Genomic DNA, 23,329 nt, shown 5'->3' with positions numbered 1-23,329 from the left:
AGAAAGTGTACTGATGGCAGATCCCGTCTTTTTCTCGCCTTCTCGTGAACTCACGATTGGCGATGTTGCTGATTTCACCGGTGCAAGACTTCGTGACCCGAAGCTTGCACCGCGTTCTGTTGAGCGTCTGGCTTCCATGAAGGATGCCGGAGAGGGTTCGCTTATCTTCGTGGAAGGTAAGAAAAATGCCGAAGCGCTGGCCGGTATCAAAGCCGCTGGCGTTCTCTGCAAGGAAGATGTCGCTCCAAGCGTTCCTTCGCATATGGCAGCCCTGATTACCCGCAATCCGCATCGCGATTTTTCCGCCGTTGGGCGCATGCTGTTTCCGACCTCGGCCAAGATGGAAAGCTGGCTTGGCGAAACCGGCATTTCCCCGCAGGCTTTTATCCACCCTTCAGCGCATGTCGAAGATGGCGCGACCGTTGAAGCGGGCGCGGTGATCGGCAAGGGCGTCACCATCGGTTCAGGCACGTTGATTGCTGCAACGGCGGTGATCGGCGAGAATTGCCAGATTGGACGCGACAGCTATGTCGGGCCTGGTGTGACGATCCAGTGCGCTTTTATCGGCAATCGTGTTTTGTTGCATCCCGGCGTGCGTATCGGTCAGGACGGTTTCGGCTATGTCCCCGGCGCTGCAGGACTTGATAAAGTTCCACAGATCGGTCGGGTTGTTATTCAGGACAATGTCGAGATCGGAGCCAATACGACGGTTGATCGCGGGTCGCTGAGCGACACGGTGATCGGTGAGGGCTCCAAAATCGATAATCTCGTCCAGATTGCGCATAATGTGCGCATCGGTCGTTTTTGTCTCATTGCCGCGCATTGCGGTATTTCCGGAAGTTGCGTGATCGGCGACGGGACCATGCTTGGCGGTCGCGTCGGTCTTGCGGATCACCTGATTATCGGCTCGGGCGTGCAGATTGCCGCTGCGAGCGGTGTTATGAACGATATACCCGATGGAGAACGTTGGGGAGGTCTTCCCGCACGTCCTATCAAGCAATGGTTCCGCGATATCGCGAACATTCGCAGCATCGGGCAATCAAGAAAGGAGCAATCCTCAGATGAGTGATACGGAACAGACGAAACTCGAAGCGGCGGATATTCAGGATCTTCTGGCAGTGTTGCCGCACCGATATCCCTTTCTGCTGATTGACCGGATCGTGGATATTGATGGCGATCGTTCGGCAACCGGCATAAAGAATGTCACGATCAATGAGCCGCATTTTACCGGGCATTTCCCGGAAAAGCCGATCATGCCGGGTGTTCTGATTATCGAAGCCATGGCGCAGACCGCTGGTGCCATCTCGCTGCTGCAGCGCAAGACCGGTCGCCCGGGCGTGGTCTATTTTATGACGATCGACAATGCGAAGTTCCGCCGTCCGGTTGTTCCGGGCGATCGCCTGCTTCTGCATGTCAAGAAAACCAAACAGCGCGCCAATATTTCCAAATATGAGTGCGTGGCTGAGGTTGATGGTGTGAAAGTTGCTGAAGCGGAAGTCGCGGCGATGATCAACGCCGGTGAAGAAAGCCAGTGAGCATTATAATGAACGAAACAATCATTCACCCCACCGCTCTTGTCGAGCCGGGTGTGGAACTGGGCCAGGGTGTGTCTGTAGGCCCCTTCTGTCATATTCAATCGGGCGCTGTCATCGGCGACAATTCCGTCCTGATGAGCCATGTGGTGATCACAGACGCGACCACGCTTGGCGCGGGCGCGAAGGTCTATCCGCATGCCGTTCTCGGCTGCGATCCGCAGAACAACAAGCATAAAGGCGGCCCGACCACGCTGAAGATCGGCGCGAATTGCATGATCCGCGAAGGCGTCACCATGCACCGTGGCTCCGACAGTGCGCGCGGCTATACTTCGGTCGGCGACGACTGCTCCTTCCTCGCTTATGCCCATGTGGCGCATGATTGCGATATCGGCGATCATGTCACTTTCTCGAACAATGTGATGATCGGCGGTCATACGACCATCGAACACCATGCCATTTTGGGCGGCGGTGCGGCTGTGCACCAGTTCGTGCGCGTCGGACACCATGCGTTCATCGGCGGCATGGCTGCCGTGGTAGGCGATGTCATCCCTTATGGCATGGCCATCGGCAATCATGCGCATCTGGGCGGGCTCAACATCGTCGGCATGAAGCGTTCCGGCATGGAGCGCAAGGAAATTCACAATCTGCGCCATGCCGTGCGTATGCTGTTCGACCGTACCAAGCCGGTGCGCGACCGTACCATCGACGTACTCGCAGCTTTCCCGGATTCTCAGGCGGTCGCCGATATGATTGCCTTTATCAGTGCCGATACGAAACGCGCCTATACCACGCCACCGCTCGATGCGGCTCATGGTGGACTCGGGCATGACAGCGACGAAAGCTGAAAACTTGGCGCGTCAGTCCGTCGATGGCGGGCGTGTCGGTATTATTGCGGGCAACGGCCTGTTGCCCATTGCCGTGGCTGAGGCGCTTCAAAACGCTGACACACCGCCCTTTCTCGTTCCCTTGCGTGAAGAAGCCGACCGGGTGCTCTATAATTATGAGCATCAGGAAGTATCGGTTGTCGAATTTGCAAAGCTTGTTCGCTCCATGAAAGCGGCTGGCGTTTCGCGAGTTGTCCTGGCAGGAGGCGTGCGCAGCAGGCCGCATCTCAGTGACCTCAAGCTCGACTGGCCGACGTTGCGGGCTGTGCCGCATGTGTTTCGCGCGCTTGGGCAAGGCGACGACGCTTTGCTGCGGGCCTTTATCGGCCTGTTGGAATCATTCGGCTTCAAGGTGGTTGGTGCCCATGAAGTCGTGCCCGATCTTCTGTCTCCGTCGCCCGCTCGCATTCTTACCAAGGTTGCGCCGGATGCGCGTGAAGCGGGAAATATTAAGCTGGCTATGGAATCGGCTTTGCGGCTCGGCGATCTCGATGTCGGGCAGGGCGCTGTCGCTGTCGGCGGACGGGTGGTGGCGCTGGAAGGCGCGGAGGGCACCGATCTAATGATTGAGCGCGTCCGTGAACTGCGTGAAGCCGGGCGTATTCCCAAGCGCGGAGGAGTGCTTGTGAAAATGGCCAAACCCCGTCAGGATGAACGCGCGGATTTGCCTGCCATTGGTATTTCCACTGTGCTTAATGCTAAACGCGCCGGTCTCGCCGGGATTGCAGTTGAGGCCCGGCGTACATTTATTCTAGGCTTCGGCGACACCATTGCGGCGGCCAATGAAGGCGGCCTCTTCATAGAGACGATCAGTCGACACGAGAAGGACAGTTAAGGGTGAGCAACACCAGCCGGCCATTGAAAATAGCAATCGTGGCCGGTGAAGAATCCGGCGATCTTCTTGGTGCTGACCTGATTGACGCCTTGCGTCTTCAGACCGACAGGCTAGTGGATCTGGTCGGTGTCGGTGGCGATCATCTGGCCGCGCGGGGTCTGAAAACCTTTTTCGACCCGCATGAAATCGCTTTGATGGGGCTTGGTGCCATCATCAAAAACTTGCCGGGACTGGTGTTGCGCATTCGGCAGACTGCACGGCAGATCGTGGCGGAAAAGCCGGATTGTGTTCTGCTGATCGATAGTCCGGATTTTACGCATCGCGTCGCAAAAAAGATCAGAGCCGCCGATCCCTCCATTCCAATCGTCAAGTATATCGCGCCCAGTGTCTGGGCGTGGCGTCCGCAGCGCGCACGTGCGATGCGCGCCTATATCGATCATGTGCTGACGGTTTTGCCGTTCGAGGTCGATGTGATGGAGCGGCTGAATGGACCGCAGGCAACCTATGTCGGGCATCGCCTGTCGAGTTATGCGCCGATCATTGAGACGCGCGCGGCGCAGCTTGCGCTGGAGCCGCAACGATCGGAAGCCGGCAAACATACGCTATTGCTTCTGCCCGGTTCTCGCCGCACGGAAATCCAGATGTTGATGGAGCCTTTCGGCAGAGCGGTCGAAGAGCTGTCGCAGCGCGTGGAAAAACTCGAAGTCATTCTGCCTACCTTGCCGCGCATCGAAGCGATGGTGCGCGATCTGTCGCGGGACTGGGCGGTGAAGCCGCTGATCGTCGTGGGTGACGAGGAGAAGTGGAAGGCTTTTGCGCGGGCCGATGCAGCACTTGCCGCGTCAGGCACCGTATCGCTGGAACTGGCGCTGTCGCGCATTCCGAGCGTGCTTTCCTACAAGGCAGACTGGTTTGCGCGCAAATTCCTGATGCCGAAGATCACAATCTGGAGCGCGGCATTGCCCAATATCATTGCCGATGAACCGGTGGTGCCGGAGTTTTTCAATGAATTTGTGCGTCCGGGCATGCTGGCGCGCAATCTGGAGCGCCTCATGCGGCCCGGTTCAGCGCGTCAGGCGCAGCTGGATGGCTTCGACGCGGTCGCTTCGGTCATGGCGACGGAGCGGCCTTCTGGGGAAATCGGGGCGCGGGTTCTGCTGGACGCGATCGAAAAAGGTCGCAAGGGTTGAACAACTCAAATTTGGATCAAAAAGAAACCCCGGTTGCCATTGGCAGCCGGGGTTTTGTTTTCAGCGTTTGCCGCGCTTATTTGCGCTTTGCAACCGGCACGTAGTCGCGTTCCGTTGCGCCCGTGTAGAGCTGACGAGGGCGACCGATCTTCTGCTGCGGGTCTTCGATCATTTCCTTCCACTGAGCGACCCAGCCGACGGTGCGGGCGAGTGCAAAGAGAACCGTGAACATTTCGGTCGGGAAGCCGAGAGCCTTCAGCGTAATGCCGGAATAGAAGTCGATATTCGGATAGAGCTTCTTCTCGATGAAGTATTCATCCGTCAGAGCGATCTTTTCCAGTTCCATTGCAACGTCGAGCAACGGATCGTCCTTGATGCCCAGTTCGCCCAGAACTTCATGGCAGGTCTTCTGCATGATCTTGGCGCGCGGATCGTAGTTCTTGTAGACGCGGTGACCGAAGCCCATCAGACGGAACGGATCGTTCTTGTCCTTGGCGCGGGCGACGAATTCCGGAATGCGATCCACCGAGCCGATTTCGGCCAGCATGTTGAGCGCTGCTTCGTTTGCGCCGCCATGGGCAGGGCCCCAGAGGCATGCAACGCCAGCTGCGATGCAGGCGAACGGGTTGGCGCCCGACGAACCGGCAAGGCGCACGGTCGAGGTCGAAGCATTCTGTTCGTGATCGGCATGCAGGATGAAGATGCGGTCCATGGCGCGGGCCAGAACCGGATTGACCTTGTAATCCTCGCAAGGAACGCCAAAGCACATGTGCAGGAAGTTCGAAGCGAAATCGAGGTCGTTCTTCGGATACATGAACGGCTGGCCGATATGGTACTTATAGGCCATTGCGGCGAGCGTCGGCACCTTAGCGATCAGGCGGATGGAAGCGACCATGCGCTGATGCGGATCGGTGATGTCGGTCGAGTCGTGGTAGAAGGCGGACATGGCGCCCACACAACCGACCATCACGGCCATCGGATGCGCATCGCGGCGGAAGCCGGTGAAGAAGCGCGTCATCTGTTCATGGATCATCGTGTGACGGGTCACGCGATAATCGAAATCCGCCTTCTGGGTTGCCGTCGGCAGTTCACCGTAAAGCAGCAGGTAGCAGGTTTCGAGGAAGTCGCCATGTTCGGCGAGCTGGTCGATCGGATAGCCGCGATAGAGCAGGGTGCCTTCGTCGCCATCGATATAGGTGATCTTGGATTCGCAGGAAGCGGTCGAGGTGAAACCCGGATCGTAGGTAAAGGCATGCGAATTCTTGTAAAGTGGACCGATGTCGACGACGTCCGGCCCGACAGTGCCTTGTCGCACAGGCAGATCGAACGTATTGCCGTCGAGAGTAAAGCTGGCTGTCTTAGCTGACATCATGTTTCCTTTCATGTCCACTTTGCCGCCGCAGGCGGCAGTATTGCATTCGCTGCTATAACTTGTCTCGTATCTCTTGGCGGGCCCCGAAAGACTGCGGGATGCCCGATTTTTAACGCATTACGGCTACGATTTTGACCGCCAAACTATCCCAAACCGTCCGCGATGCAATGCGAAATTTGAACTATTTATATGCCGTTCGTCACGTCAGCGTGAATGATAGCACCTTAACCGATTTGATCGCGAATACGGCCCAAGGACTCGTCGCGACCCAGCACGAAAAGCACATCGAACACACCCGGTGAAGTAGCGCGCCCGGTAAGGGCGGCACGCAACGGTTGCGCAATCTTGCCGAGTTTCAGTCCGGTTTTTTCTGCATGGGCGCGAACCACAGCGTCCAGTGATTCAATGGTCCACTCGCCGGCAACTTCCAGATCCGGCAGCACCGATTTCAGAACGGCGCGACCTTCTTCATTGAGAAGTGAGGCGGCCTTTTCATCGAGATCGAGCGGGCGCGCTGCGAAAATGAATTTTGCACCGTCGGCAAGTTCAACGAGCGTCTTGGCGCGGTCCTTCAGGCCGGACATGGCCGTGAGCAGCTGCGCGCTGCGCTTGTCATCGAGCGCTGCGGCCAGCTCTTTACCACCTTCGATTTCCGGCAGAACGGCAACAAGGGCATCAAACAGCGCCTTGTCGTCGCTGCCGCGCATATAAAGACCGTTGATCGCTTCGAGCTTCTGGAAGTCGAAACGGGCAGCGCCCTTGTTGATGTCCTTCACGTCGAACCATTCGATCATCTGTTCGGTCGACATGATTTCGTCATCGCCGTGGCTCCAGCCGAGACGGACGAGATAATTGCGCAATGCTGCGGGCAGATAGCCCATGGCGCGATAAGCATCGACGCCAAGAGCGCCATGACGCTTGGAAAGCTTTGCACCGTCCGCACCGTGGATCAGCGGAATATGCGACATTTGCGGCACGTCCCAGCCCATGGCGTCATAGATGACAGTCTGGCGGGCTGCATTGGTCAAATGATCGTCGCCGCGAATGATATGGGTGACGCCCATGTCGTGGTCGTCAACGACAACCGCGTGCATATAGGTCGGTGTGCCATCGGAACGCAGAATGATGAAATCATCGAGATCCTTGTTGGGGAAGCGAATATCGCCCTGCACGGCGTCGCGCACGAGCGTTTCGCCTTCCTGCGGCGCCTTAATGCGAATGACAGGCTTTACACCTGCAGGCGCTTCGGACGGGTCGCGGTCACGCCAGCGGCCATCATAACGCGGCGGGCGGCCTTCGGCACGCGCTTTTTCGCGCATTTCTTCCAGCTCTTCCGGCGTCGTGTAGCAGTAATAGGCTTTACCAAGAGCAACCAGTTCCTCGGCGACTTCGCGGTGGCGCGGCGCGCGCTCGAACTGCGAGATCGCGTCACCTTCCCAGTCGAGGCCGAGCCAGGTCAGGCCGTCGAGAATGGCGGCGGTGGCGGCATCAGTGGAACGTTCACGGTCGGTGTCTTCGATACGCAGCAGCATCTTGCCGCCGGTATGCTTGGCATAGAGCCAGTTGAACAGGGCCGTGCGGGCACCGCCGATATGAAGATAACCCGTGGGCGAAGGGGCAAAACGGGTGACGACCGGTTTCGACATGGTAGCTCCACTTTATCGCGCGCCCGTCAAGACAGCGGCAATTGCCGGGGCAGGGGCGCAAACTGAATTCTGATGCTCGCCGCCAAAGAGCGAGGGCGAGGATTTCTATAACGAAACCCTCTCGATTTCGACTGGCGTTCATGTAGCATAGGCAGCATTGTGCGCAAGGGCTTCGCGTTTGTTTCGGCTCCTTGCGACATTGTTCTTTTGGGGTATTTCGACAAAAAGACCTTTTTTTGCAGTCAGGCGGGGGCATGACGCGCATAGGTGATATGGCGGAAGCAAATGAGCGGGCGCTTGTCAAAAGCCTGCCTGACGGCTTGACGCGCTCATATCTTCCCGAGCCGTGGCCTGACCCTGCAATTGCGCCTGCCGAACGCCGCGACCGCGATCCGTCGCAAATCCCGACGCCGGATGATGGCCGCAGCGCCGTCAAAAGCCTTGCGCGCAGGGCTCCCGCCGCCTTTGCGGAAGCTGTCAGTCTGGAAGCGGCGCGCGGGATTTTCTTTCTGCTGATTCCGATTTTCAGCGGCCTTGGCGCGATTGCCTATTTCACCGTGTCATTTGAACCGGATTGGACGCCGGTGCTGGCGCTTCTCACCGGACTGGCTGTCATCCGGCTCCTCGCGCGGAAGCATTTCCTTGTTGCGCAGATACTGACGCTGGCGCTGGCTTTCCAGCTGGGTCTTGTCAGCGGAAAATGGGAAACCGAACGCAGGGCGACGCCGATGCTCGGTTCCGATGTTTCAACACGCATAACAGGCCGTGTCGTTGCGCTGGAAGCGCAGGATAATGGCAGCTGGCGTATTACCCTTGATTTGCTGGCAACAGAACGCCCGAAACTGCGCTTTGCACCGGAACGTATCCGTATCAATGCGCGCGATATACCTGCTGAAACAACGATTGGCGGCGGCTTGACCGGTTTTGCGCGGCTGCGGGTGCCGTCAGGCCCGGTCCGCCCCGGCAATTATGATTTTTCTTTTCACGCCTATTTCAACGGTATTGGTGCAAACGGCTTCTTTCTGGGGAACCCAAAGACGGCGCATGTCCCGCCGCAAACAAGCCTGATCGCTGCGATCAGTGAGTGGGTCGCCTTGCTGCGCGTGCGCGTTTCGGAGCGGGTGGAGGAGGTGATTGGCGGCGAGGACGGCAATGTCACAGCCGCATTGATCGCTGGAACGCGCGGCGGCATCAGTGAGGAAACCAACGAAAATCTGCGCAAGGCGGGTCTCGCGCATATTCTTTCCATATCGGGGCTGCACATGGCACTGGCGGCGGGGGTCGTCATGTTTGTCCTCCGGTCTGGTTTTGCGCTCTTTCCCGCGTTCAGTGTGCGCCATCCGGTCAAAAAATACGCGCATTCCTGTCCCTGCTGAGCTGTACGTTCTATCTCGCCATGTCTGGAGCGGATGTGGCCGCACAGCGCAGCTATGTGATGATCGCCGTGATGCTCAGCGCGTTATTGTTCGACCGGGCTGCGATCAGCATGCGCAATCTGGCAATCGCCGGAATGGTGACCATCGCGATTTCACCGCATGAAATATTGGGGCCTAGTTTTCAAATGTCCTATTCGGCGACAGCTGCCCTGATCGCCGGTTATGCCTGGTGGAGCGCGCGCAAGGCCAAGAAGCTGCAGGATATGGAAAGGCGCGTTGCAGCGCCAGTCGGCGGATTGGCAGCCAAGGCGTTGAATTTTGTCTTTGCCGCTGCAGGAACGTCGTTATTGGCTGGGCTTGCAAGCGGTATTTTCGCTGCCTACCACTTCAACAATACCGCACCGTTGGGGCTGATTGGCAATGTGCTGGCTGATCCGGTGATTGCCGTTCTGGTCATACCCTTTGCTGTTTTCGGTTTGGTGTTGATGCCGCTCGGTCTCGACTGGATACCATTGTCCCTTGCTGGTTCCGGTGTGTGGATCGTGCGCGAGATTGCAAGTTTCGTGGCGTCCTGGTCCCCGGAAGGCAATCCGGGCGCGATGCCGCTCACAGCGCTTGCTTTCTGGACCATAGCGCTTGTGATTGCGGTCCTGTTCACAACCAGATTCAAGATTCTCGCTTTACCATTTGTTTTATTGGGATTTATCGCCTTTGTACGCGAGCCGTTTCCAGATGTCGTGATCTCGGAAGATGCTAAGCTGGTTGGGGTTCGACTGTCCGATGGGCGTTTTGCCGTGAACCGCGACAGACCATCCAAGTTCACGGTCGATAATTGGCAAACTGCCTATCTCGCATCGCAATTTCTGATACCGCAACACGCAAAGGACCGGCTCAGAGGAATCCCGACGGACGGCTTTATCTGCGAGGATGGATTGTGCACGATCACGCTGCGCGACGGGCGCGTGCTTGTATATACGGCTGATCCGACAGTTCAGGATATCGCCTGTGACATTGGCGATGTGATTATTCTGGCTGTAGCTGGCGAAATGCCAGGATGCACGCGCACGAATAAGCTCGTTCTCAACCGGCGTGATCTGGCCTTGCGCGGGACGGTTGAAATCAAATTGGGTGACAAGAAAGACGCCGCCAATGTTCCCACCGTGAAGCTTTCAAGCACCTCGCCCGACGAAAGCGGCGCTCCACCGCAACAGCCCAGATTTGCTGATCCGCGTTACGACGACACGCTGGCCTTCGCCATCGATGAGCCACGGCGTCCGTGGCATCTATTTCGGCTCTATTCCCGCGCAGCGCGGGGACTGCCAGATTGGGAATATAAAAAGAAAAGGACTGCGCAGGTGGAGGTGTCAAATTGTCCGGCTGATGACAATCAGGAGCCGGGCAAATGTGAATGACCGCATGGCGGCTATGAGATCAGTTATTCCGGCAGTCCGGTAAACTACCATTGCGACCCAAATCGCCCAAAACGGACAACCTCTGATCAATACCGGCGGATCAGACCGACCAGCTTGCCCTGTACGCGCACGCGGTCGGGACCGAAGATGCGCGTTTCGTAAGCGGGGTTTGCCGCTTCAAGCGCAATCGACGCACCCTTGCGGCGGAAGCGCTTCAAGGTCGCTTCTTCATCATCGACCAGAGCCACGACAATCTCACCCGGATTGGCCATGTCACCGCGCTTGATGATCACCGTGTCACCGTCGAAAATTCCGGCATCGATCATCGAGTCACCTTTGACCTCCAGCGCATAATGTTCGCCCGCGCCGATCATTTCCGGCGGAAGGCTGAGCGAATGCGTCTGGTTCTGAATGGCGGAGATCGGCACACCGGCAGCGATGCGTCCCATGACAGGCACCGACACGGTTGCCGACACATCGTCATTGATCGCAACCGGGGCAGGGCGCAATGGTTGCGCGGGCGCAGGCGGCGCCTTGCCCAGACTGCCTTCAATGACGCTCGGTGCGAATTTCTTCTGCGCGTTCAGCCCCGGTGCAATCGAATCCGGTAGCCGCAGCACCTCAAGGGCACGCGCTCGGTTCGGCAGTCTGCGAATAAAACCGCGTTCTTCCAGAGCGGTGATCAGCCGATGTATGCCCGACTTGGAAGCAAGATCGAGCGCCTCCTTCATTTCGTCAAAAGATGGCGGAATGCCCGTTTCTTTCAGACGGTCATGAATGAACAGCAGAAGCTCGTGCTGCTTACGGGTCAACATGCGCGACACCCTCCGGCCAGATAAGAATCGAGAAAAACAAAACCAGAACGAACACTATATGTTCCAGTCTTGTTCTGCAATGGTTTTAAAATGATTAACGGGTGCGCGCCTTGTTGCGGTTCTGTTCACGGAAGGGTGTGAGGTGGGGCTCGGTGTTTGATGAAGCGGTTTGTTTTCAAACAATTACGTTTGTTACTTCGTGTTCATTCGAGGTTGTGAAAGCGCGGCTTTTCACACCTATCAGCGCAACATCAGAACACGGCACGGTGTGCCCGCAGCGGCTGCCGGGGCATTTTCATCACGAATGAGCAGTGCATTGCAACCGACAAGGGCCGTCAGCATGGACGAGTCCTGTACTGGAAACGGTGTCACCAGCAGTGTTCCATCGCTTTGTGATTCGACCGTTGCGCGCACAAAATCGCGGCGATGGTCATTGGCGGGCATCGCCTGACCGAGTTTCGCCGGGCGGATATCCGCCGTCAAATCGGTGCCTGCAAGTTTCGCGATAAGCGGACGGAGAAAAACCAGACTGCAAACAAGACTTGAAACCGGATTGCCTGGCAGGCCGATTATGTGAACGGTTTTGCCATTGACGGTCTTGCGTCCATACATCAGCGGCTTTCCGGGGCGCATGGCGATTTTCCAGAAGTCCAGTTCGACACCGCAATTGCGTAATGCGCCATGGACGTAATCGCGGTCACCGACCGAGGCGCCGCCGATGGTCACCAGTACGTCGATGCCGCTGTCGAGAGCGGAGGCGATAGCCGCTTCGATCTGAGCCGGATCGTCCGGAATGATTCCCATATCTTCAGGCTTGCCACCGGCGCGGCGCACGATTTCGGCAATGCCGACGCTGTTTGACGCGACAATCTGGTCCGGGCCGGGGTCGGCTCCCGGCGGCACAAGTTCGTCGCCGGTGGCCAAAATAGAAATGCGAGGTTTGCGAAACACATCAAGCGTTGGATTGCCGCTGGCCGCAGCCAGTGACAAAGCGGGTGCGTCCAGTTCGCGGCCAACGGACAGAACAGTCTTGCCCGGCGCAAAATCGAGACCAGCCCGGCGGATATGACGCCCCGTGGCTATGCCTTCGAGTATGGTTAGCTGATCGCCAGATCGCTCGGTATGTTCCTGGATGACAATCGTATCGGCAGCTTCCGGCATCGGTGCGCCAGTGAAAATACGCACAGCCTGTCCGGGGAGGAGTGAACCGTCGAAGCGCTTGCCAGCAGCGGATTCGCCGATAACCTTCAGTTGAAGCGGATAGGTGGTATCTGCTGGCGCAATCAAAGCATAGCCGTCCATGGCTGAGCAGTCGAAAGGCGGTTGCAGGAAATGCGCCTCAACGGCGCGGGCAACAACGCGCCCGCCCGCTTCGTTCAACGCAACGGTTTCGAGGCCATGCGGTTCTGCGGAGGAGAGTATACGCGCCAGAGCATCTTCGACCGGGAGAAGGGACATCGTATTTCCTCTCGAACTCAAACTTGTCGGAACGTTTCACGCCTTCCAGTCGCCGGACTTGCCACCAGACTTTTCCACAACGCGGATATTGCCGATTTCCATATGGCGATCGACAGCCTTGGCCATGTCATAGATCGTCAGGCACGTCACGGATACAGCGGTCAGAGCTTCCATTTCCACGCCGGTGCGGCCCTTGAGCTTTGCAAGTGCGCGAACGCGCAAGCCCGGCAGCGCATGGTCCGGTACAATATCCACCGCGACCTTGGTCAGCATCAGCGGGTGGCAAAGCGGAATGAGGTCGGCGGTCTTTTTCGCGGCCATGATGCCCGCAAGCCGCGCGGTTCCGATCACATCGCCCTTGGCTGCGTCGCCCGCCAATATGAGCGCCAGCGTTTCCGGCTTCATGGTCACGCTGCCTTCGGCGACGGCCTGACGCTCGGTCTCGTCCTTGGAGCCGACATCCACCATATTGGCGGCGCCTTTCTGGTCGAGATGCGTGAGCCTGGCCGTGTCCGAGGTCATGACATCAGGCCTTGCCGGTCAGGAGTTCGCGTGTGGCGGCGGCAACATCGTCCTTGCGCATCAGGCTTTCGCCGATGAGGAACGTGCCGATGCCGGATTTTTCCAATCGCAGGCAATCGTCATGGGTGAAAATGCCGCTTTCGCCAACCAGCAGGCGGTCGGCAGGAGCCATTTTCGACAGCCGTTCCGAAACGGTCAGGCTTACTTCGAATGTACGCAGGTTGCGATTGTTGACGCCCAGAAGGCGCGAGGAAAGCTTGAGGGCGCGTTCCATTTCGGCTTCGTCGTGCACTTCGATGAGCGCATCCATGCCGAGTTCGAAAGCGGTTTCTTCCAGCGCCTTGGCCAGATCGTCATCGACGCTCGCGAGAATGATCAGGATGCAATCCGCACCCCAGCTGCGCGCCTCATAGACCTGATAGGTGTCGAACAGGAAATCCTTGCGCAGGGCAGGCAGGTTGCACGCGGCGCGCGCTGCCATCAGGAATTCCGGCGCTCCCTGAAAGGACGGCGTATCGGTCAGAACCGAAAGGCAGGCAGCGCCGCCATCTTCATAGGCCTTTGCCAATGCTGGCGGATCGAAATCCGGACGGATCAAACCTTTGGAAGGGCTGGCCTTCTTGATTTCCGCGATCAGGGCGAATTTATCGGCTGCGCGCTTGGCTTCGAGCGCCTTGAGAAAGCCGCGTGGTGCGGCCTGATCCTGTGCACGGGCCTTCAGGTCTTCAATCGTATGACGCGCCTTGGCAGCCGCGATTTCCTCGCGCTTGTAGACTTCGATCTTACGGAGAATGTCGGTAGACATGGTGCGCTTCCTCTCGTCAGACTGTCTTGTCGTTGGAGACAGCGATTACCTTTTGCAGAACGGCCAAAGCCGCGCCGCTGTCGATGGAATGGGCAGCCTGTGCTATGCCATCCTTCAAATCCGTGGCCGTACCCGCGATCACGAGGGCGGCAGCCGAGTTGAGCAGAACAATGTCGCGATAAGCGTTCTTCGCGCCTTCCAGAACGGCGAGCAGAGCCTTGGCATTCTCGGCAGCGTCGCCGCCTTTCAGTTCTTCCGGCTTGCAACGGCGCAAACCGACGTCTTCAGGCGTAATCTCGAATGTGCGGACGGTACCGTTTTCCAGCGCCGCGACCTGGGTCGTGCCAGCGGTGGTCATCTCATCCAGACCGTCGCCATAGACGACCCAAACGGCTTCCATGCCGAGTTCATTCAGCACATGCGCCAGAGGCTCAACCCATTGTGCCGCGAAAACGCCCAGGAGCTGGCGCTTCACGCTGGCCGGATTGGCGAGCGGACCCAGTATGTTGAAGATCGTGCGGGTTCCAAGCTCGACGCGAGAAGGGCCGACATGGCGCATAGCGGAATGGTGCATCGGCGCGAACATGAAGCCGAGACCGGCTTCCCGGGCGCTGCGGCCAATGGTTTCCGCGTCGGCTTCAATATTGACGCCCAGTGCTGCAAGCGTGTCTGCCGCGCCTGAGCGGGACGACAGGGCACGGTTGCCGTGCTTGGCGACGGGAACGCCAGCGCCCGCCACGACAAAGGCCGAGCAGGACGACACATTATACGAACCGGACTGATCGCCGCCGGTGCCGACAATGTCGATGGCGTTTGAAGGGGCGACGACCGGCAGCATGCGTGACCGCATGGAAGCGACCGCGCCGACGATTTCCGGCACGGTTTCGCCACGCACGCGCAAAGCCATCAGAAAACCGCCGATCTGCGAAGGCGTTGCCTGACCGGACATCATGATATCGAACGCGGCCTTGGAATCCTCTTGGCTCAGTGGTTCGCCGGAGGCCGCTTTCGCGATGTATGGTTTCAGATCAGCCATTGTCTTTCTGCCGTTTGTTTCTGTGAATTCTCGCGTTCGGCTGCTCAGCAGAACCTAGAATGCGAGAGCATTATTGATGACAGTCTGGTTGATCTTCACCGGATACTGCTTCTGCAATTCGCCAACCATCTGTTCCAGCACATCGTCGGAAAGGGCGGTTGCGAGATAGTTGCGCTGTTGTTCAGGAATGGTGTCCGGGCCAGCACTTGCAGGCTCGGTCACTTCCGTCACCTTGAAGAGAATCTGCGCGTCGTCGGAAGGCGCTGCCGCCGTGCCGGTGAAACCGTCCGGGCCACGGAAAATCTGCGCTGCCGCAGCCGAGCCGATATCGGCATCGTTCGTGGAGCGGGTGATGCCGCGCTTGGTCTGCTTTTCAAGGCCAAGTTCCGAAGCAATCGCATCGAGCGTCGCGCCGCCATCGAGGCGCTTCTTCAGGTCTTCCAGACGCTGATTGAGACGCTTGACGGCTTCCTCACCCTTCCATGCCGCCACAACCTTGTCCTTGACTTCATCAAGGGTGCGGTCGCGGGCAGGGGTGACGCCATCGATCTGATACCAGAGATAGCCGACATTGCCCATGGTCAGCGCGTCATTGTCAAAGCCCTGTTCGGCCTGGAAAGCAGCGGCCAGAAGCGCCTGTCCGTTCGGAAGTTCAACCGGCTTGCCGGACGGGTCGTTGCCCTCGGCATCGACCGCATCGACGGTGACGGTCTTGAGGCTCAGGCTCTTGGCGACATCGGCCATCGATGCGCCATCGGAGCGCTGCTGCTCATAGGAATCATGAATGCCGCTGATGCTGCTCGCCGCAATGTTGTTGGCGAGCGTCGTGCGGATTTCGGCTTCGACTTCCGAGAGTGGCTTGACATGCGCCGGGTCGATCTTGGTAACGCGCAGAATGACCGGGCCGAAACCGCCCTTGACGACAGGGCTTACGCCGTTTTCAGCGAGTGCAAAGGCTGCATCGGCGATGGTCTGGTCAGGAATAGCGCTTTTCTCGAAGGTGCCGAGCTTGAGATCGTCTTCGGTCTTGCCCTGTTCCTTGCCTATGTCGAGGAAGCTGGCGCCAGCGGCAATCTTTTCCTGCGCGGCGTTGGCCGCAGCTTCGTCGGTAAAGCTCAGCTGTTCGATGGTACGCTGTTCGACAGTGCCGTAGCGCGACTTGTTCTTTTCGTAATATTCGTTGATTTCGTCCTGCGTCACCGCAGAAGGGTCTGCGATGTCTGCTGGCTCCAGCTTGACATAGGTTACCTTGCGGTATTCAGGCGCCTTGTACTCATCCTTCTGCGCATCGAAATAGGTCTTGAGGACCTCATCCGACGGGGCAGGGATCGCGTCTGCTTTTTCCACAGGAATGGTGATGTAGTCCGCGCTGCGGCTTTCGCCCTGATAAAGCGCCAGAGCTTTCAGCATGGCGTCGGGCATCTTGATGCCGTCGGTCGCCGCTTCGACCATCTGCTGGCGACGGGCAACCTTGGCGCGATTATCAAGATAATCCTGCGCGCGAATGCCGGACTGGCGCAAAACCGCATCGAACTGCGCGCGGTTGAAGTTACCGCTGGCGTCCTGGAAGGCCGGATCTTCCGCCGTCAGGCGGGCAATGCCGTCCTTCGAAAGACCAAGCTGCATGTTGCGCGCGCCTTCGTCGAGAACCACACCGGCTGCAAGCTGCGCCAGAACCTGATTTTCAACGCCGATCGATTTTGCCTGTTCGCGCGTCAGACGCTGGCGGAACTGCTGCGACAGGCGCATCACCTGCTGTTCATAAGCGAAGCGGTAGTCAGTCGCGCTGACTTCGGAGTCGCCCGCAGTCAGCGCGGCATTGCCGGTTATGCCACCGCGGAAAACATCCGCAATACCCCAAACGCCGAAGCTCAGGACGAGCACACCAAGCAGAAGCTTGGAGATCCAGGAGCGAGAGGCAGAGCGCAGGCTGTCGAGCATGGGAAACCCTTCGATTATGAAATAAAGCTCGGCTTTGGTTGATTTGAGCCAGTCATTGAATTGATCCGTTCAGGGGATAACCCCAAGCAAGCCCCATATGCAAGGTCTCATTGAGGCTCTGCAACCAAGAACATTTGCATTGCGACACGAATATGCTTAGTCAGTGGCAAAATTCGGCGCGGTCATGCGTTATTCGCAGGAGGCGCCTGCCGTTTAGAGCGTGTTTCGATCCGAATGAATCGGATCGACGCTCTGAATGTTCAGTTCGACGCATAATCTTATCGATCCTCGTTTCACTCCGGTCGGATTATGCTCTTGAAAGGCGAGGAGAACACAATGACTCCGGGTATCCGTCCGTTGGTCGCTGGCAACTGGAAGATGAATGGTACGGGAGAATCTCTCACCGAACTGCGCGCGATTGCAGCCGGTCTGAGCTCCGATTTCGGTAGAAAATTGGATGCAGTGATCTGCGTACCGGCCACGCTGCTTTCACGCGCTGCCGAAACGCTCTCTGGCGAAACGACGGTCGGCCTTGGCGGGCAGGACAGCCATTTCAAGACTTCCGGCGCGCATACCGGCGATATTTCGGCTGAAATGCTGAAAGAAGCAGGCGCAAGCCACGTCATCATTGGACATTCAGAGCGCCGCACTGATCACCACGAAACCAACGATACGGTGAAGGCAAAGACCGAAGCCGCCTGGGCCTCTGGTCTTGTTGCCATCGTTTGCGTGGGTGAAACGGCTGATGAGCGTCAGGCAGAACGCACGCTGGACGTCATCGGCTCGCAGCTTGCGGGCTCCCTGCCGGATGGCGTGAATGCCGAAAACACCATCATCGCCTATGAGCCTGTCTGGGCCATTGGAACGGGTCTGACGCCGACGGTGCAGGATGTTCGTGCGGCGCACGCCTTCATGCGTGAGCAGCTGACCGAGCGCTTTGGAGCCAAGGGCGCGCATCTGCGTCTTCTCTATGGCGGTTCGGTCAAGCCGTCCAACTCTACCGAACTGCTCGGCATCGCCGATGTCGATGGTGCGCTTGTTGGTGGTGCGAGCTTGAAGGCGACAGACTTCCTCGCCATATGCGAGACCTATCGCAACCTTTGAGCGGCGCCTTGCCTCGCCATGCTCTAACTTGGGCGGCGGGGCTTGGATTATCACGCAATAGCGTGTAAAGAGCCGCATCTATTCTATCGTGCAGTCTGGACATGGTCATGTGATGTGTCCTGGAACTGCTTTAGTTCAGGGACGTAAAGACCGTTACCCATGCAAACCGTACTCATTGTCATTCATTTGTTGATCGTGCTGGCGCTTGTCGGCGTTGTGCTTATCCAGCGCTCTGAAGGCGGCGGCCTTGGCATTGGCGGCGGTTCTGGCTTCATGACGGCGCGGGGTGCCGCCAATGCGCTCACCCGTACGACTGCCATTCTGGCTATCGGCTTTTTCGCGACGTCGCTGGTTCTCGGCATCATGGCGCGTTATGGCGAACGCCCGACCGATATTCTGAACCGTATCCCGGCAGCATCCGGCAGTCAGACGGCTCCGGCAGGCGGCAACGGCGCTGGTGGTGGCATCCTCAATCAGCTCGGCGGCGAGTCTTCGCGCACCGACACGAATGGGACCGCACCGGCTGCACCGGGCGCCGCTCCGACGGGAACGACTGCACCGCAGGCGCCGGCGACGCCGGAAGCTCCGGCCAATCCGGTTCCAAGCTCACAGTAAAAAGAGCTTTCCATTCAAGCGATTGTGAAGCCGGCCCAATGGGCCGGTTTTCTTTTTGTTAACCACCGAATTGCAAAGTGTTGCAAGCAGGCAATAGGCTTTTACGAATCGCATTGCACAACTGTTGCAACGAATTGAGTCGTTCCTGCGTTTACAGTAAGGAAAGCGAAAGCTTGGCCGTAAAGTTGCGGCAGCTATTTTCCGCTTGTGCTTGGATTTCGGGAACTGATCATGTTTTCACGTCGTATTCTTATGGCTGGCATTGCGAGCCTTTGCGTTGGAGTTTCCGCGCCGGCTTTTGCCGCATCGCCGGTCAGTGCTGAAGCGCAGCTGAACGAAGCCGCTGCCGCTAACGTGCAAAAGGTTGCGCTTTCGAGCGACGCCAAGGCCAATCCGGACAAGCCGAAGAAGAAGAAAAAGAGCGCTTCCAACGGCAATGCCGGTGTGAAGGCCAACAAGTACAATATCGATCCCAAGTTCCGCGCACAGGAAGTTGCCTTTACGGGCTACAAGCCGGGCACGATCGTGATCGATCCGAAGCAGCGCTTCCTCTATCTGGTTGAAACCTCGACCACGGCGCGCCGCTATGGCATCGCAGTGGGCAAGCAGGGTCTGGAATTCAAGGGTTCTGCGACCGTCAATGCCAAGCGCGAATGGCCTCGCTGGATCCCGACCAAGGAAATGGTCGAGCGTGATCCCGGCCATTATGGTCGCTTCAAGAACGGCATGGATGGCGGTCCGGGCAACCCGCTCGGTTCGCGCGCCATGTATCTGTTCCAGGGCAACAAGGATACCTATATCCGTATTCACGGTACGGTTCAGCCATGGACCATCGGCAGCTCCGCTTCGAACGGCTGCTTCCGCATGATCAATGAAGATGTGATGGATCTCTACGAGCGCGTCGGTCTCGGCACCGAAGTCATCGTTCTTTGATCACAAATGACGATCTGAAAATGGCCGGGCTTTCGGGCCCGGCTTTTCTTTTGGCCGATTTTACGAATGCGTGAAGCTAAGCTGTGGATTGCGGGCTTCGGCATGGAAAAGTCGGGCAGGGGCCGTTAAGACGGTTCCATGTATTCGTCCGGAGATCATGCTTCCGTCATCTTCAGACGTATAGCGTTCGCATTCGTGCAATAGGGTTTCAGGGGTGCGTGTCACTCACCAAACGGTCCGTTTTGGGGTGACGTGTCTGTGTTCAACAACGATTACCGCATCGCTTCGGTGAAAAATCACTCCGAAGCGCATTTTTTTGTGGCGGAATCAATTAAGAAAGTCTAACGAGATAAGCCCATGGCGCGATATGTTTTCATCACTGGCGGCGTGGTTTCTTCCCTTGGAAAAGGCATAGCTGCTGCAGCACTGGCTGCACTCCTTCAGGCACGCGGTTACCGCGTGCGTATCCGTAAACTCGACCCTTATCTGAACGTCGATCCCGGCACGATGTCGCCTTACCAGCATGGTGAGGTGTTCGTCACTGACGATGGTGCCGAAACTGACCTCGATCTCGGTCATTACGAGCGGTTCACCGGTCGTCCTGCCAACAAGCAGGATAATATCACCACCGGTCGCATCTACCGTAACATCATCGAAAAGGAACGCCGCGGCGACTATCTCGGCGCGACGGTTCAGGTCATTCCGCACGTCACCGACGAGATCAAGAATTTTGTTCTCGAAGGCAACGAGGATTACGATTTTGTCCTGTGCGAAATCGGCGGCACTGTTGGCGACATTGAAGCCATGCCGTTCCTTGAGGCGATCCGTCAGCTTGGCAATGAATTGCCGCGCGGCGCAGCCGTTTACATCCATCTGACGCTGATGCCGTATATTCCGGCGGCGGGCGAGCTCAAGACCAAGCCGACGCAGCATTCGGTCAAGGAACTGCGTTCCATCGGTATTGCGCCGGATATTCTTCTGGTGCGTGCGGATCGCGAAATTCCGGAATCCGAACGCCGCAAGCTGTCGCTGTTCTGTAACGTGCGTGAAAGCGCCGTTATTCAGGCGCTCGACGTGGCAACGATCTACGATGTGCCAATTGCCTATCACAAGGAAGGCCTGGATTCGGAAGTTCTTTCGGCTTTCGGTATCGACCCGGCTCCGAAACCGCGCATGGATCGCTGGGAAGAAGTTTCCCATCGTCTGCACAATCCGGAAGGCGAAGTCACCATCGCAATCGTCGGCAAATATACGGGTCTGAAGGACGCGTATAAGTCGCTGATCGAAGCGCTCTATCACGGTGGTCTCGCCAACAAGGTTAAGGTCAATCTCGACTGGATTGAAGCGGAAGTCTTCGAAAGCGAAGATCCGGCTCCGCATCTGGAAAAGGTACACGGCATTCTGGTGCCGGGCGGTTTCGGCGAGCGTGGCGCAGAGGGCAAGATTCTTGCGGCGAAATTCGCGCGTGAGCGGAAAGTGCCGTATTTCGGCATTTGCTTTGGCATGCAGATGGCCTGCATCGAGGCAGCGCGTAATCTGGTTGGCATCGAAAACGCGTCTTCGACCGAGTTTGGCCCGACCAAGGAACCAGTAGTTGGTCTGATGACCGAATGGCTCAAGGGCAACATGCTCGAGAAGCGCGCAGCAGCTGGCGATCTCGGCGGCACGATGCGTCTTGGCGCTTATGAAGCAGCCCTTGCTCCGGGTTCCAAGATCGCGGAAATCTACGGTTCGACCGATATTTCCGAGCGTCACCGCCATCGCTACGAAGTCAATATCGACTATAAGAACCGTCTCGAAGAGGCGGGTCTGAATTTCGCGGGCATGTCGCCGGATGGCGTTCTGCCGGAAACGGTCGAATATCCAGACCATCCATGGTTCATCGGCGTACAGTACCATCCGGAACTGAAGTCGCGCCCGTTCGAACCGCATCCGCTCTTCGCTTCGTTCATCGAAGCGGCGATTGAACAAAGCCGTCTGGTTTGATGCATGAATAATGATCTCGCGCGCAATGCTCGTTCGGTGGACCATTTGGTTCTGCCGGTTGGACGACTGGACGAAGCGCGCGCGAGACTTTCTCTCTTGGGATTTACAGTGGCCCCGAATGCCCAGCATCCATTCGGCACCGCCAATGTGTGCAGCTTTTTTGCTGACGACACCTATCTGGAAATGCTGGCAGTCGACCGCGAGCCGCTTTATGTGGCTGCCGCCCGTCGCTCGAACAGTTTCATTCTCCGCGATCAGGCCTACCGCTTCCGTAACGGGCAGGATGGCTTTTCAGGCATAGCCTTCAAAACGGACGATGCACGCGCCGATCACGCCGCGTTCAAACGGCGCGGTGTTGCCGGTGGCCGCATGGTTGAGTTTTCACGGGCGTTCGTGAGCAAGGAAGGCAAGCGCGAAATTGCGAGTTTCCGCCTTGCTTTTGCGGCGGATCTGCGCGCGCCCGATGCGTTTTTCTTCACCTGCCAGCGTCTGGCTTATCCCAAGACGGATCGTTCGCATCTGATTGCGCATGAAAATGGCGTCAGCGGATTGCGCAAAATCCTGATCTGCGAGGATAATCCGGCGGCATTTTCGGAATTGCTGCAAGGCGTGTTTCATGCGCCAGCGCGCAAGCAGAACGGTGGTTCTCTGGAAATCACCGCAGGCAATGCCGATATAGATATCCTTCCTTCCAAACAGTTTGAACAAAGCTTTGGATGGTTGCCAGAGCTTCATGGCCGTGGCTTGCGGCTTGCAGGGCTGGTTTTCACGGTTGCTTCGCTTTTGACAATCGAGCAGCTTCTTGACCGCAACGGTGTCACGTTTCTGAAAAGAGATGGCCGTATCATCGTTTCTCCGGCTAAAGGCCAGGGTACGTTGTTCGTATTTGAAGGTGTTGAGTAAATGACGACCGCCAATTCCTCCGTCAAAGTCGGTAATGTTACCTTCTCCAACAGCGCGCGCTTCGCGCTGATCGCTGGCCCATGCCAGATGGAAACGCGGGACCATGCCTTCGACATGGCGGGACGCCTGAAGGAAATCACCGACAAGCTGGGTATAGGTCTGGTCTACAAGTCGAGTTTCGACAAGGCCAATCGCACGTCGCTGAAGGCAGAGCGCGGTATCGGTCTCGAAAAGGCGCTGGAAGTCTTTACCGATCTGAAAAAGGAATTCGGCTTTCCGGTTCTGACCGATATCCACACCGAAGAACAATGCGCCGCAGTCGCACCCGTCGTCGATGTGCTTCAGATTCCGGCCTTCCTCTGCCGCCAGACCGATCTGCTGATCGCCGCCGCGAAGACTGGCCGGGTGGTCAATGTCAAGAAGGGCCAGTTTCTGGCACCCTGGGACATGAAGAATGTTCTGGCCAAGATCACCGAAAGCGGCAACCCGAATGTGCTTGCAACCGAGCGCGGCGTGTCCTTCGGCTATAATACGCTGGTTTCGGATATGCGCTCGCTGCCGATCATGGCCGGCCTTGGCGCGCCGGTGGTTTTCGACGCGACCCATTCGGTGCAGCAGCCGGGCGGGCAGGGCGGTTCGTCGGGCGGACAGCGCGAATTTGTGGAAACACTGGCGCGCGCAGCGGTGGCTGTCGGTGTGGCCGGTCTTTTCATTGAAACCCATCAGGACCCCGACAATGCGCCGTCGGACGGACCCAATATGGTGCCGATCGACAAGATGCCTGCACTGCTGGAAAAGCTTGTGGCGTTCGACAGGATTTCCAAGGGTCTATAAAACACTGAGCGAATTGTGAAAGGCGGGGGATTTTCCTCCGCCTTTTGTTTCGCTAAGGATGTGCCCACATCGGATTTGTTCAGCAGCTCTGCATATAAGCGGAGCGATCTATAGGGAAGGACTGGCT

At 57.7% G+C, this 23,329-nt stretch carries 19 protein-coding genes and 1 pseudogene; 12 read left to right on the top strand and 8 right to left on the bottom strand.

Annotation, left to right across the window (positions count from 1 at the left end):
• Nucleotides 1-13: 13 nt before the first annotated feature.
• The 5 genes from lpxD to lpxB are packed head-to-tail and all read left to right on the top strand — an operon-like array spanning nucleotide 14 to nucleotide 4,444.
• Nucleotides 14-1,069 carry a UDP-3-O-(3-hydroxymyristoyl)glucosamine N-acyltransferase gene (lpxD, locus tag ABWW11_RS07515; RefSeq protein ID WP_109369166.1) on the top strand — a complete coding sequence of 352 codons (1,056 nt, stop codon included), beginning with the start codon at nucleotides 14-16 and terminating at the stop codon, nucleotides 1,067-1,069.
• A complete protein-coding gene (gene fabZ / locus ABWW11_RS07510) occupies nucleotides 1,062-1,535 on the top strand; it encodes a 3-hydroxyacyl-ACP dehydratase FabZ (protein WP_109369165.1) in 474 nt (157 codons plus the stop codon). Before lpxD ends, fabZ begins: the two co-directional genes overlap by 8 nt.
• An 8-nt stretch (nucleotides 1,536-1,543) precedes the next feature.
• Entirely contained in the window at nucleotides 1,544-2,380 is an 837-nt protein-coding gene (lpxA, locus tag ABWW11_RS07505; RefSeq protein WP_109369164.1) for an acyl-ACP--UDP-N-acetylglucosamine O-acyltransferase, read from the top strand.
• Nucleotides 2,361-3,254 carry an LpxI family protein gene (locus ABWW11_RS07500; protein WP_109370246.1) on the top strand — a complete coding sequence of 298 codons (894 nt, stop codon included), beginning with the start codon at nucleotides 2,361-2,363 and terminating at the stop codon, nucleotides 3,252-3,254. The genes lpxA and ABWW11_RS07500 overlap by 20 nt, the downstream gene beginning before the upstream one ends.
• A gap of 2 nt (nucleotides 3,255-3,256) precedes the next feature.
• Entirely contained in the window at nucleotides 3,257-4,444 is a 1,188-nt protein-coding gene (gene lpxB, locus ABWW11_RS07495; RefSeq protein ID WP_109369163.1) for a lipid-A-disaccharide synthase, read from the top strand.
• Nucleotides 4,445-4,520: 76 nt separating this feature from the next.
• On the opposite strand, the gene gltA is transcribed toward lpxB, so the two are convergent.
• Together gltA and gltX are read right to left on the bottom strand one after the other, a co-directional pair.
• Nucleotides 4,521-5,813 (bottom strand): citrate synthase, encoded by a 1,293-nt coding sequence (gene gltA, locus ABWW11_RS07490; RefSeq protein WP_078340455.1) that lies wholly within the window; start codon nucleotides 5,811-5,813, stop codon nucleotides 4,521-4,523.
• 227 nt (nucleotides 5,814-6,040) lie between these two features.
• Nucleotides 6,041-7,462 (bottom strand): glutamate--tRNA ligase, encoded by a 1,422-nt coding sequence (gene gltX, locus ABWW11_RS07485; RefSeq protein WP_109369162.1) that lies wholly within the window; start codon nucleotides 7,460-7,462, stop codon nucleotides 6,041-6,043.
• Nucleotides 7,463-7,716: 254 nt separating this feature from the next.
• On the opposite strand from gltX, the pseudogene ABWW11_RS07480 reads away from it, so the two are divergent.
• Nucleotides 7,717-10,250 (top strand): annotated as a pseudogene (locus ABWW11_RS07480) (ComEC/Rec2 family competence protein).
• Between the two features lie 86 nt (nucleotides 10,251-10,336).
• On the opposite strand, the gene lexA reads toward ABWW11_RS07480, so the two are convergent.
• From lexA to ABWW11_RS07450, 6 genes are all read right to left on the bottom strand, one after another.
• On the bottom strand, nucleotides 10,337-11,065 hold the full coding sequence (gene lexA, locus ABWW11_RS07475; protein WP_109369161.1) for a transcriptional repressor LexA: 729 nt from the start codon (nucleotides 11,063-11,065) through the stop codon (nucleotides 10,337-10,339).
• A gap of 240 nt (nucleotides 11,066-11,305) precedes the next feature.
• Nucleotides 11,306-12,523, bottom strand: a complete 1,218-nt coding sequence (locus ABWW11_RS07470) for a molybdopterin molybdotransferase MoeA (protein WP_109369160.1) — start codon at nucleotides 12,521-12,523, stop codon at nucleotides 11,306-11,308.
• 36 nt (nucleotides 12,524-12,559) lie between these two features.
• Nucleotides 12,560-13,045, bottom strand: coding sequence for a cyclic pyranopterin monophosphate synthase MoaC (gene moaC, locus ABWW11_RS07465; RefSeq protein ID WP_109369159.1), 486 nt, complete (start codon nucleotides 13,043-13,045; stop codon nucleotides 12,560-12,562).
• Between the two features lie 4 nt (nucleotides 13,046-13,049).
• Nucleotides 13,050-13,850 (bottom strand): indole-3-glycerol phosphate synthase TrpC, encoded by an 801-nt coding sequence (gene trpC / locus ABWW11_RS07460; protein WP_109369158.1) that lies wholly within the window; start codon nucleotides 13,848-13,850, stop codon nucleotides 13,050-13,052.
• A gap of 16 nt (nucleotides 13,851-13,866) precedes the next feature.
• Complete coding sequence (gene trpD, locus ABWW11_RS07455) at nucleotides 13,867-14,886, bottom strand: anthranilate phosphoribosyltransferase (RefSeq protein WP_109369157.1); 1,020 nt, start codon at nucleotides 14,884-14,886, stop codon at nucleotides 13,867-13,869.
• A 54-nt stretch (nucleotides 14,887-14,940) separates the two neighbouring features.
• The gene (locus tag ABWW11_RS07450) at nucleotides 14,941-16,827 is read right to left on the bottom strand and encodes a peptidyl-prolyl cis-trans isomerase (protein WP_109369156.1); all 1,887 of its coding nucleotides are present in this window, start codon (nucleotides 16,825-16,827) and stop codon (nucleotides 14,941-14,943) included.
• Nucleotides 16,828-17,163: 336 nt separating this feature from the next.
• On the opposite strand from ABWW11_RS07450, the gene tpiA reads away from it, so the two are divergent.
• The 6 genes from tpiA (at nucleotide 17,164) to kdsA (ending at nucleotide 23,202) form a co-directional block, all read left to right on the top strand.
• Nucleotides 17,164-17,931: a triose-phosphate isomerase gene (gene tpiA / locus ABWW11_RS07445; protein WP_109369155.1), complete on the top strand. Its 768-nt coding sequence runs from the start codon at nucleotides 17,164-17,166 to the stop codon at nucleotides 17,929-17,931.
• A 159-nt stretch (nucleotides 17,932-18,090) separates the two neighbouring features.
• A complete protein-coding gene (gene secG, locus ABWW11_RS07440) occupies nucleotides 18,091-18,546 on the top strand; it encodes a preprotein translocase subunit SecG (protein ID WP_109369154.1) in 456 nt (151 codons plus the stop codon).
• Between the two features lie 231 nt (nucleotides 18,547-18,777).
• A complete protein-coding gene (locus ABWW11_RS07435; protein WP_109369153.1) occupies nucleotides 18,778-19,479 on the top strand; it encodes a L,D-transpeptidase in 702 nt (233 codons plus the stop codon).
• Nucleotides 19,480-19,836: 357 nt separating this feature from the next.
• Nucleotides 19,837-21,465, top strand: coding sequence for a CTP synthase (gene pyrG, locus ABWW11_RS07430; RefSeq protein ID WP_109369152.1), 1,629 nt, complete (start codon nucleotides 19,837-19,839; stop codon nucleotides 21,463-21,465).
• 3 nt (nucleotides 21,466-21,468) lie between these two features.
• Complete coding sequence (locus ABWW11_RS07425; protein WP_109369151.1) at nucleotides 21,469-22,368, top strand: VOC family protein; 900 nt, start codon at nucleotides 21,469-21,471, stop codon at nucleotides 22,366-22,368.
• Entirely contained in the window at nucleotides 22,369-23,202 is an 834-nt protein-coding gene (kdsA, locus tag ABWW11_RS07420) for a 3-deoxy-8-phosphooctulonate synthase (protein ID WP_121536244.1), read from the top strand. It begins immediately after the preceding gene.
• Nucleotides 23,203-23,329 lie beyond the last annotated feature (127 nt).

The sequence above is a fragment of the Brucella sp. NBRC 113783 genome (assembly GCF_040372265.1).
GTDB classification, from domain to species: domain Bacteria; phylum Pseudomonadota; class Alphaproteobacteria; order Rhizobiales; family Rhizobiaceae; genus Brucella; species Brucella teleogrylli.
The sequence above is the reverse complement of the archived record's forward strand: the minus strand, read 5'-3'. Positions and strand labels throughout refer to the sequence as shown.

Bases quoted from the DNA above. Each gene is read 5' to 3' on its own strand.
- secG (WP_109369154.1), top strand. From the start codon at position 18,091: ATGCAAACCGTACTCATTGTCATTCATTTGTTGATCGTGCTGGCGCTT.
- lpxA (WP_109369164.1), top strand. From the start codon at position 1,544: ATGAACGAAACAATCATTCACCCCACCGCTCTTGTCGAGCCGGGTGTG.
- ABWW11_RS07500 (WP_109370246.1), top strand. From the start codon at position 2,361: ATGACAGCGACGAAAGCTGAAAACTTGGCGCGTCAGTCCGTCGATGGC.
- trpD (WP_109369157.1), bottom strand. From the start codon at position 14,886: ATGGCTGATCTGAAACCATACATCGCGAAAGCGGCCTCCGGCGAACCA.
- gltX (WP_109369162.1), bottom strand. From the start codon at position 7,462: ATGTCGAAACCGGTCGTCACCCGTTTTGCCCCTTCGCCCACGGGTTAT.
- ABWW11_RS07450 (WP_109369156.1), bottom strand. From the start codon at position 16,827: ATGCTCGACAGCCTGCGCTCTGCCTCTCGCTCCTGGATCTCCAAGCTT.
- fabZ (WP_109369165.1), top strand. From the start codon at position 1,062: ATGAGTGATACGGAACAGACGAAACTCGAAGCGGCGGATATTCAGGAT.
- moaC (WP_109369159.1), bottom strand. From the start codon at position 13,045: ATGACCTCGGACACGGCCAGGCTCACGCATCTCGACCAGAAAGGCGCC.
- ABWW11_RS07425 (WP_109369151.1), top strand. From the start codon at position 21,469: ATGAATAATGATCTCGCGCGCAATGCTCGTTCGGTGGACCATTTGGTT.
- pyrG (WP_109369152.1), top strand. From the start codon at position 19,837: ATGGCGCGATATGTTTTCATCACTGGCGGCGTGGTTTCTTCCCTTGGA.
- ABWW11_RS07435 (WP_109369153.1), top strand. From the start codon at position 18,778: ATGTTTTCACGTCGTATTCTTATGGCTGGCATTGCGAGCCTTTGCGTT.
- lpxD (WP_109369166.1), top strand. From the start codon at position 14: ATGGCAGATCCCGTCTTTTTCTCGCCTTCTCGTGAACTCACGATTGGC.
- lexA (WP_109369161.1), bottom strand. From the start codon at position 11,065: ATGTTGACCCGTAAGCAGCACGAGCTTCTGCTGTTCATTCATGACCGT.
- trpC (WP_109369158.1), bottom strand. From the start codon at position 13,850: ATGTCTACCGACATTCTCCGTAAGATCGAAGTCTACAAGCGCGAGGAA.
- gltA (WP_078340455.1), bottom strand. From the start codon at position 5,813: ATGTCAGCTAAGACAGCCAGCTTTACTCTCGACGGCAATACGTTCGAT.
- kdsA (WP_121536244.1), top strand. From the start codon at position 22,369: ATGACGACCGCCAATTCCTCCGTCAAAGTCGGTAATGTTACCTTCTCC.
- ABWW11_RS07470 (WP_109369160.1), bottom strand. From the start codon at position 12,523: ATGTCCCTTCTCCCGGTCGAAGATGCTCTGGCGCGTATACTCTCCTCC.
- tpiA (WP_109369155.1), top strand. From the start codon at position 17,164: ATGACTCCGGGTATCCGTCCGTTGGTCGCTGGCAACTGGAAGATGAAT.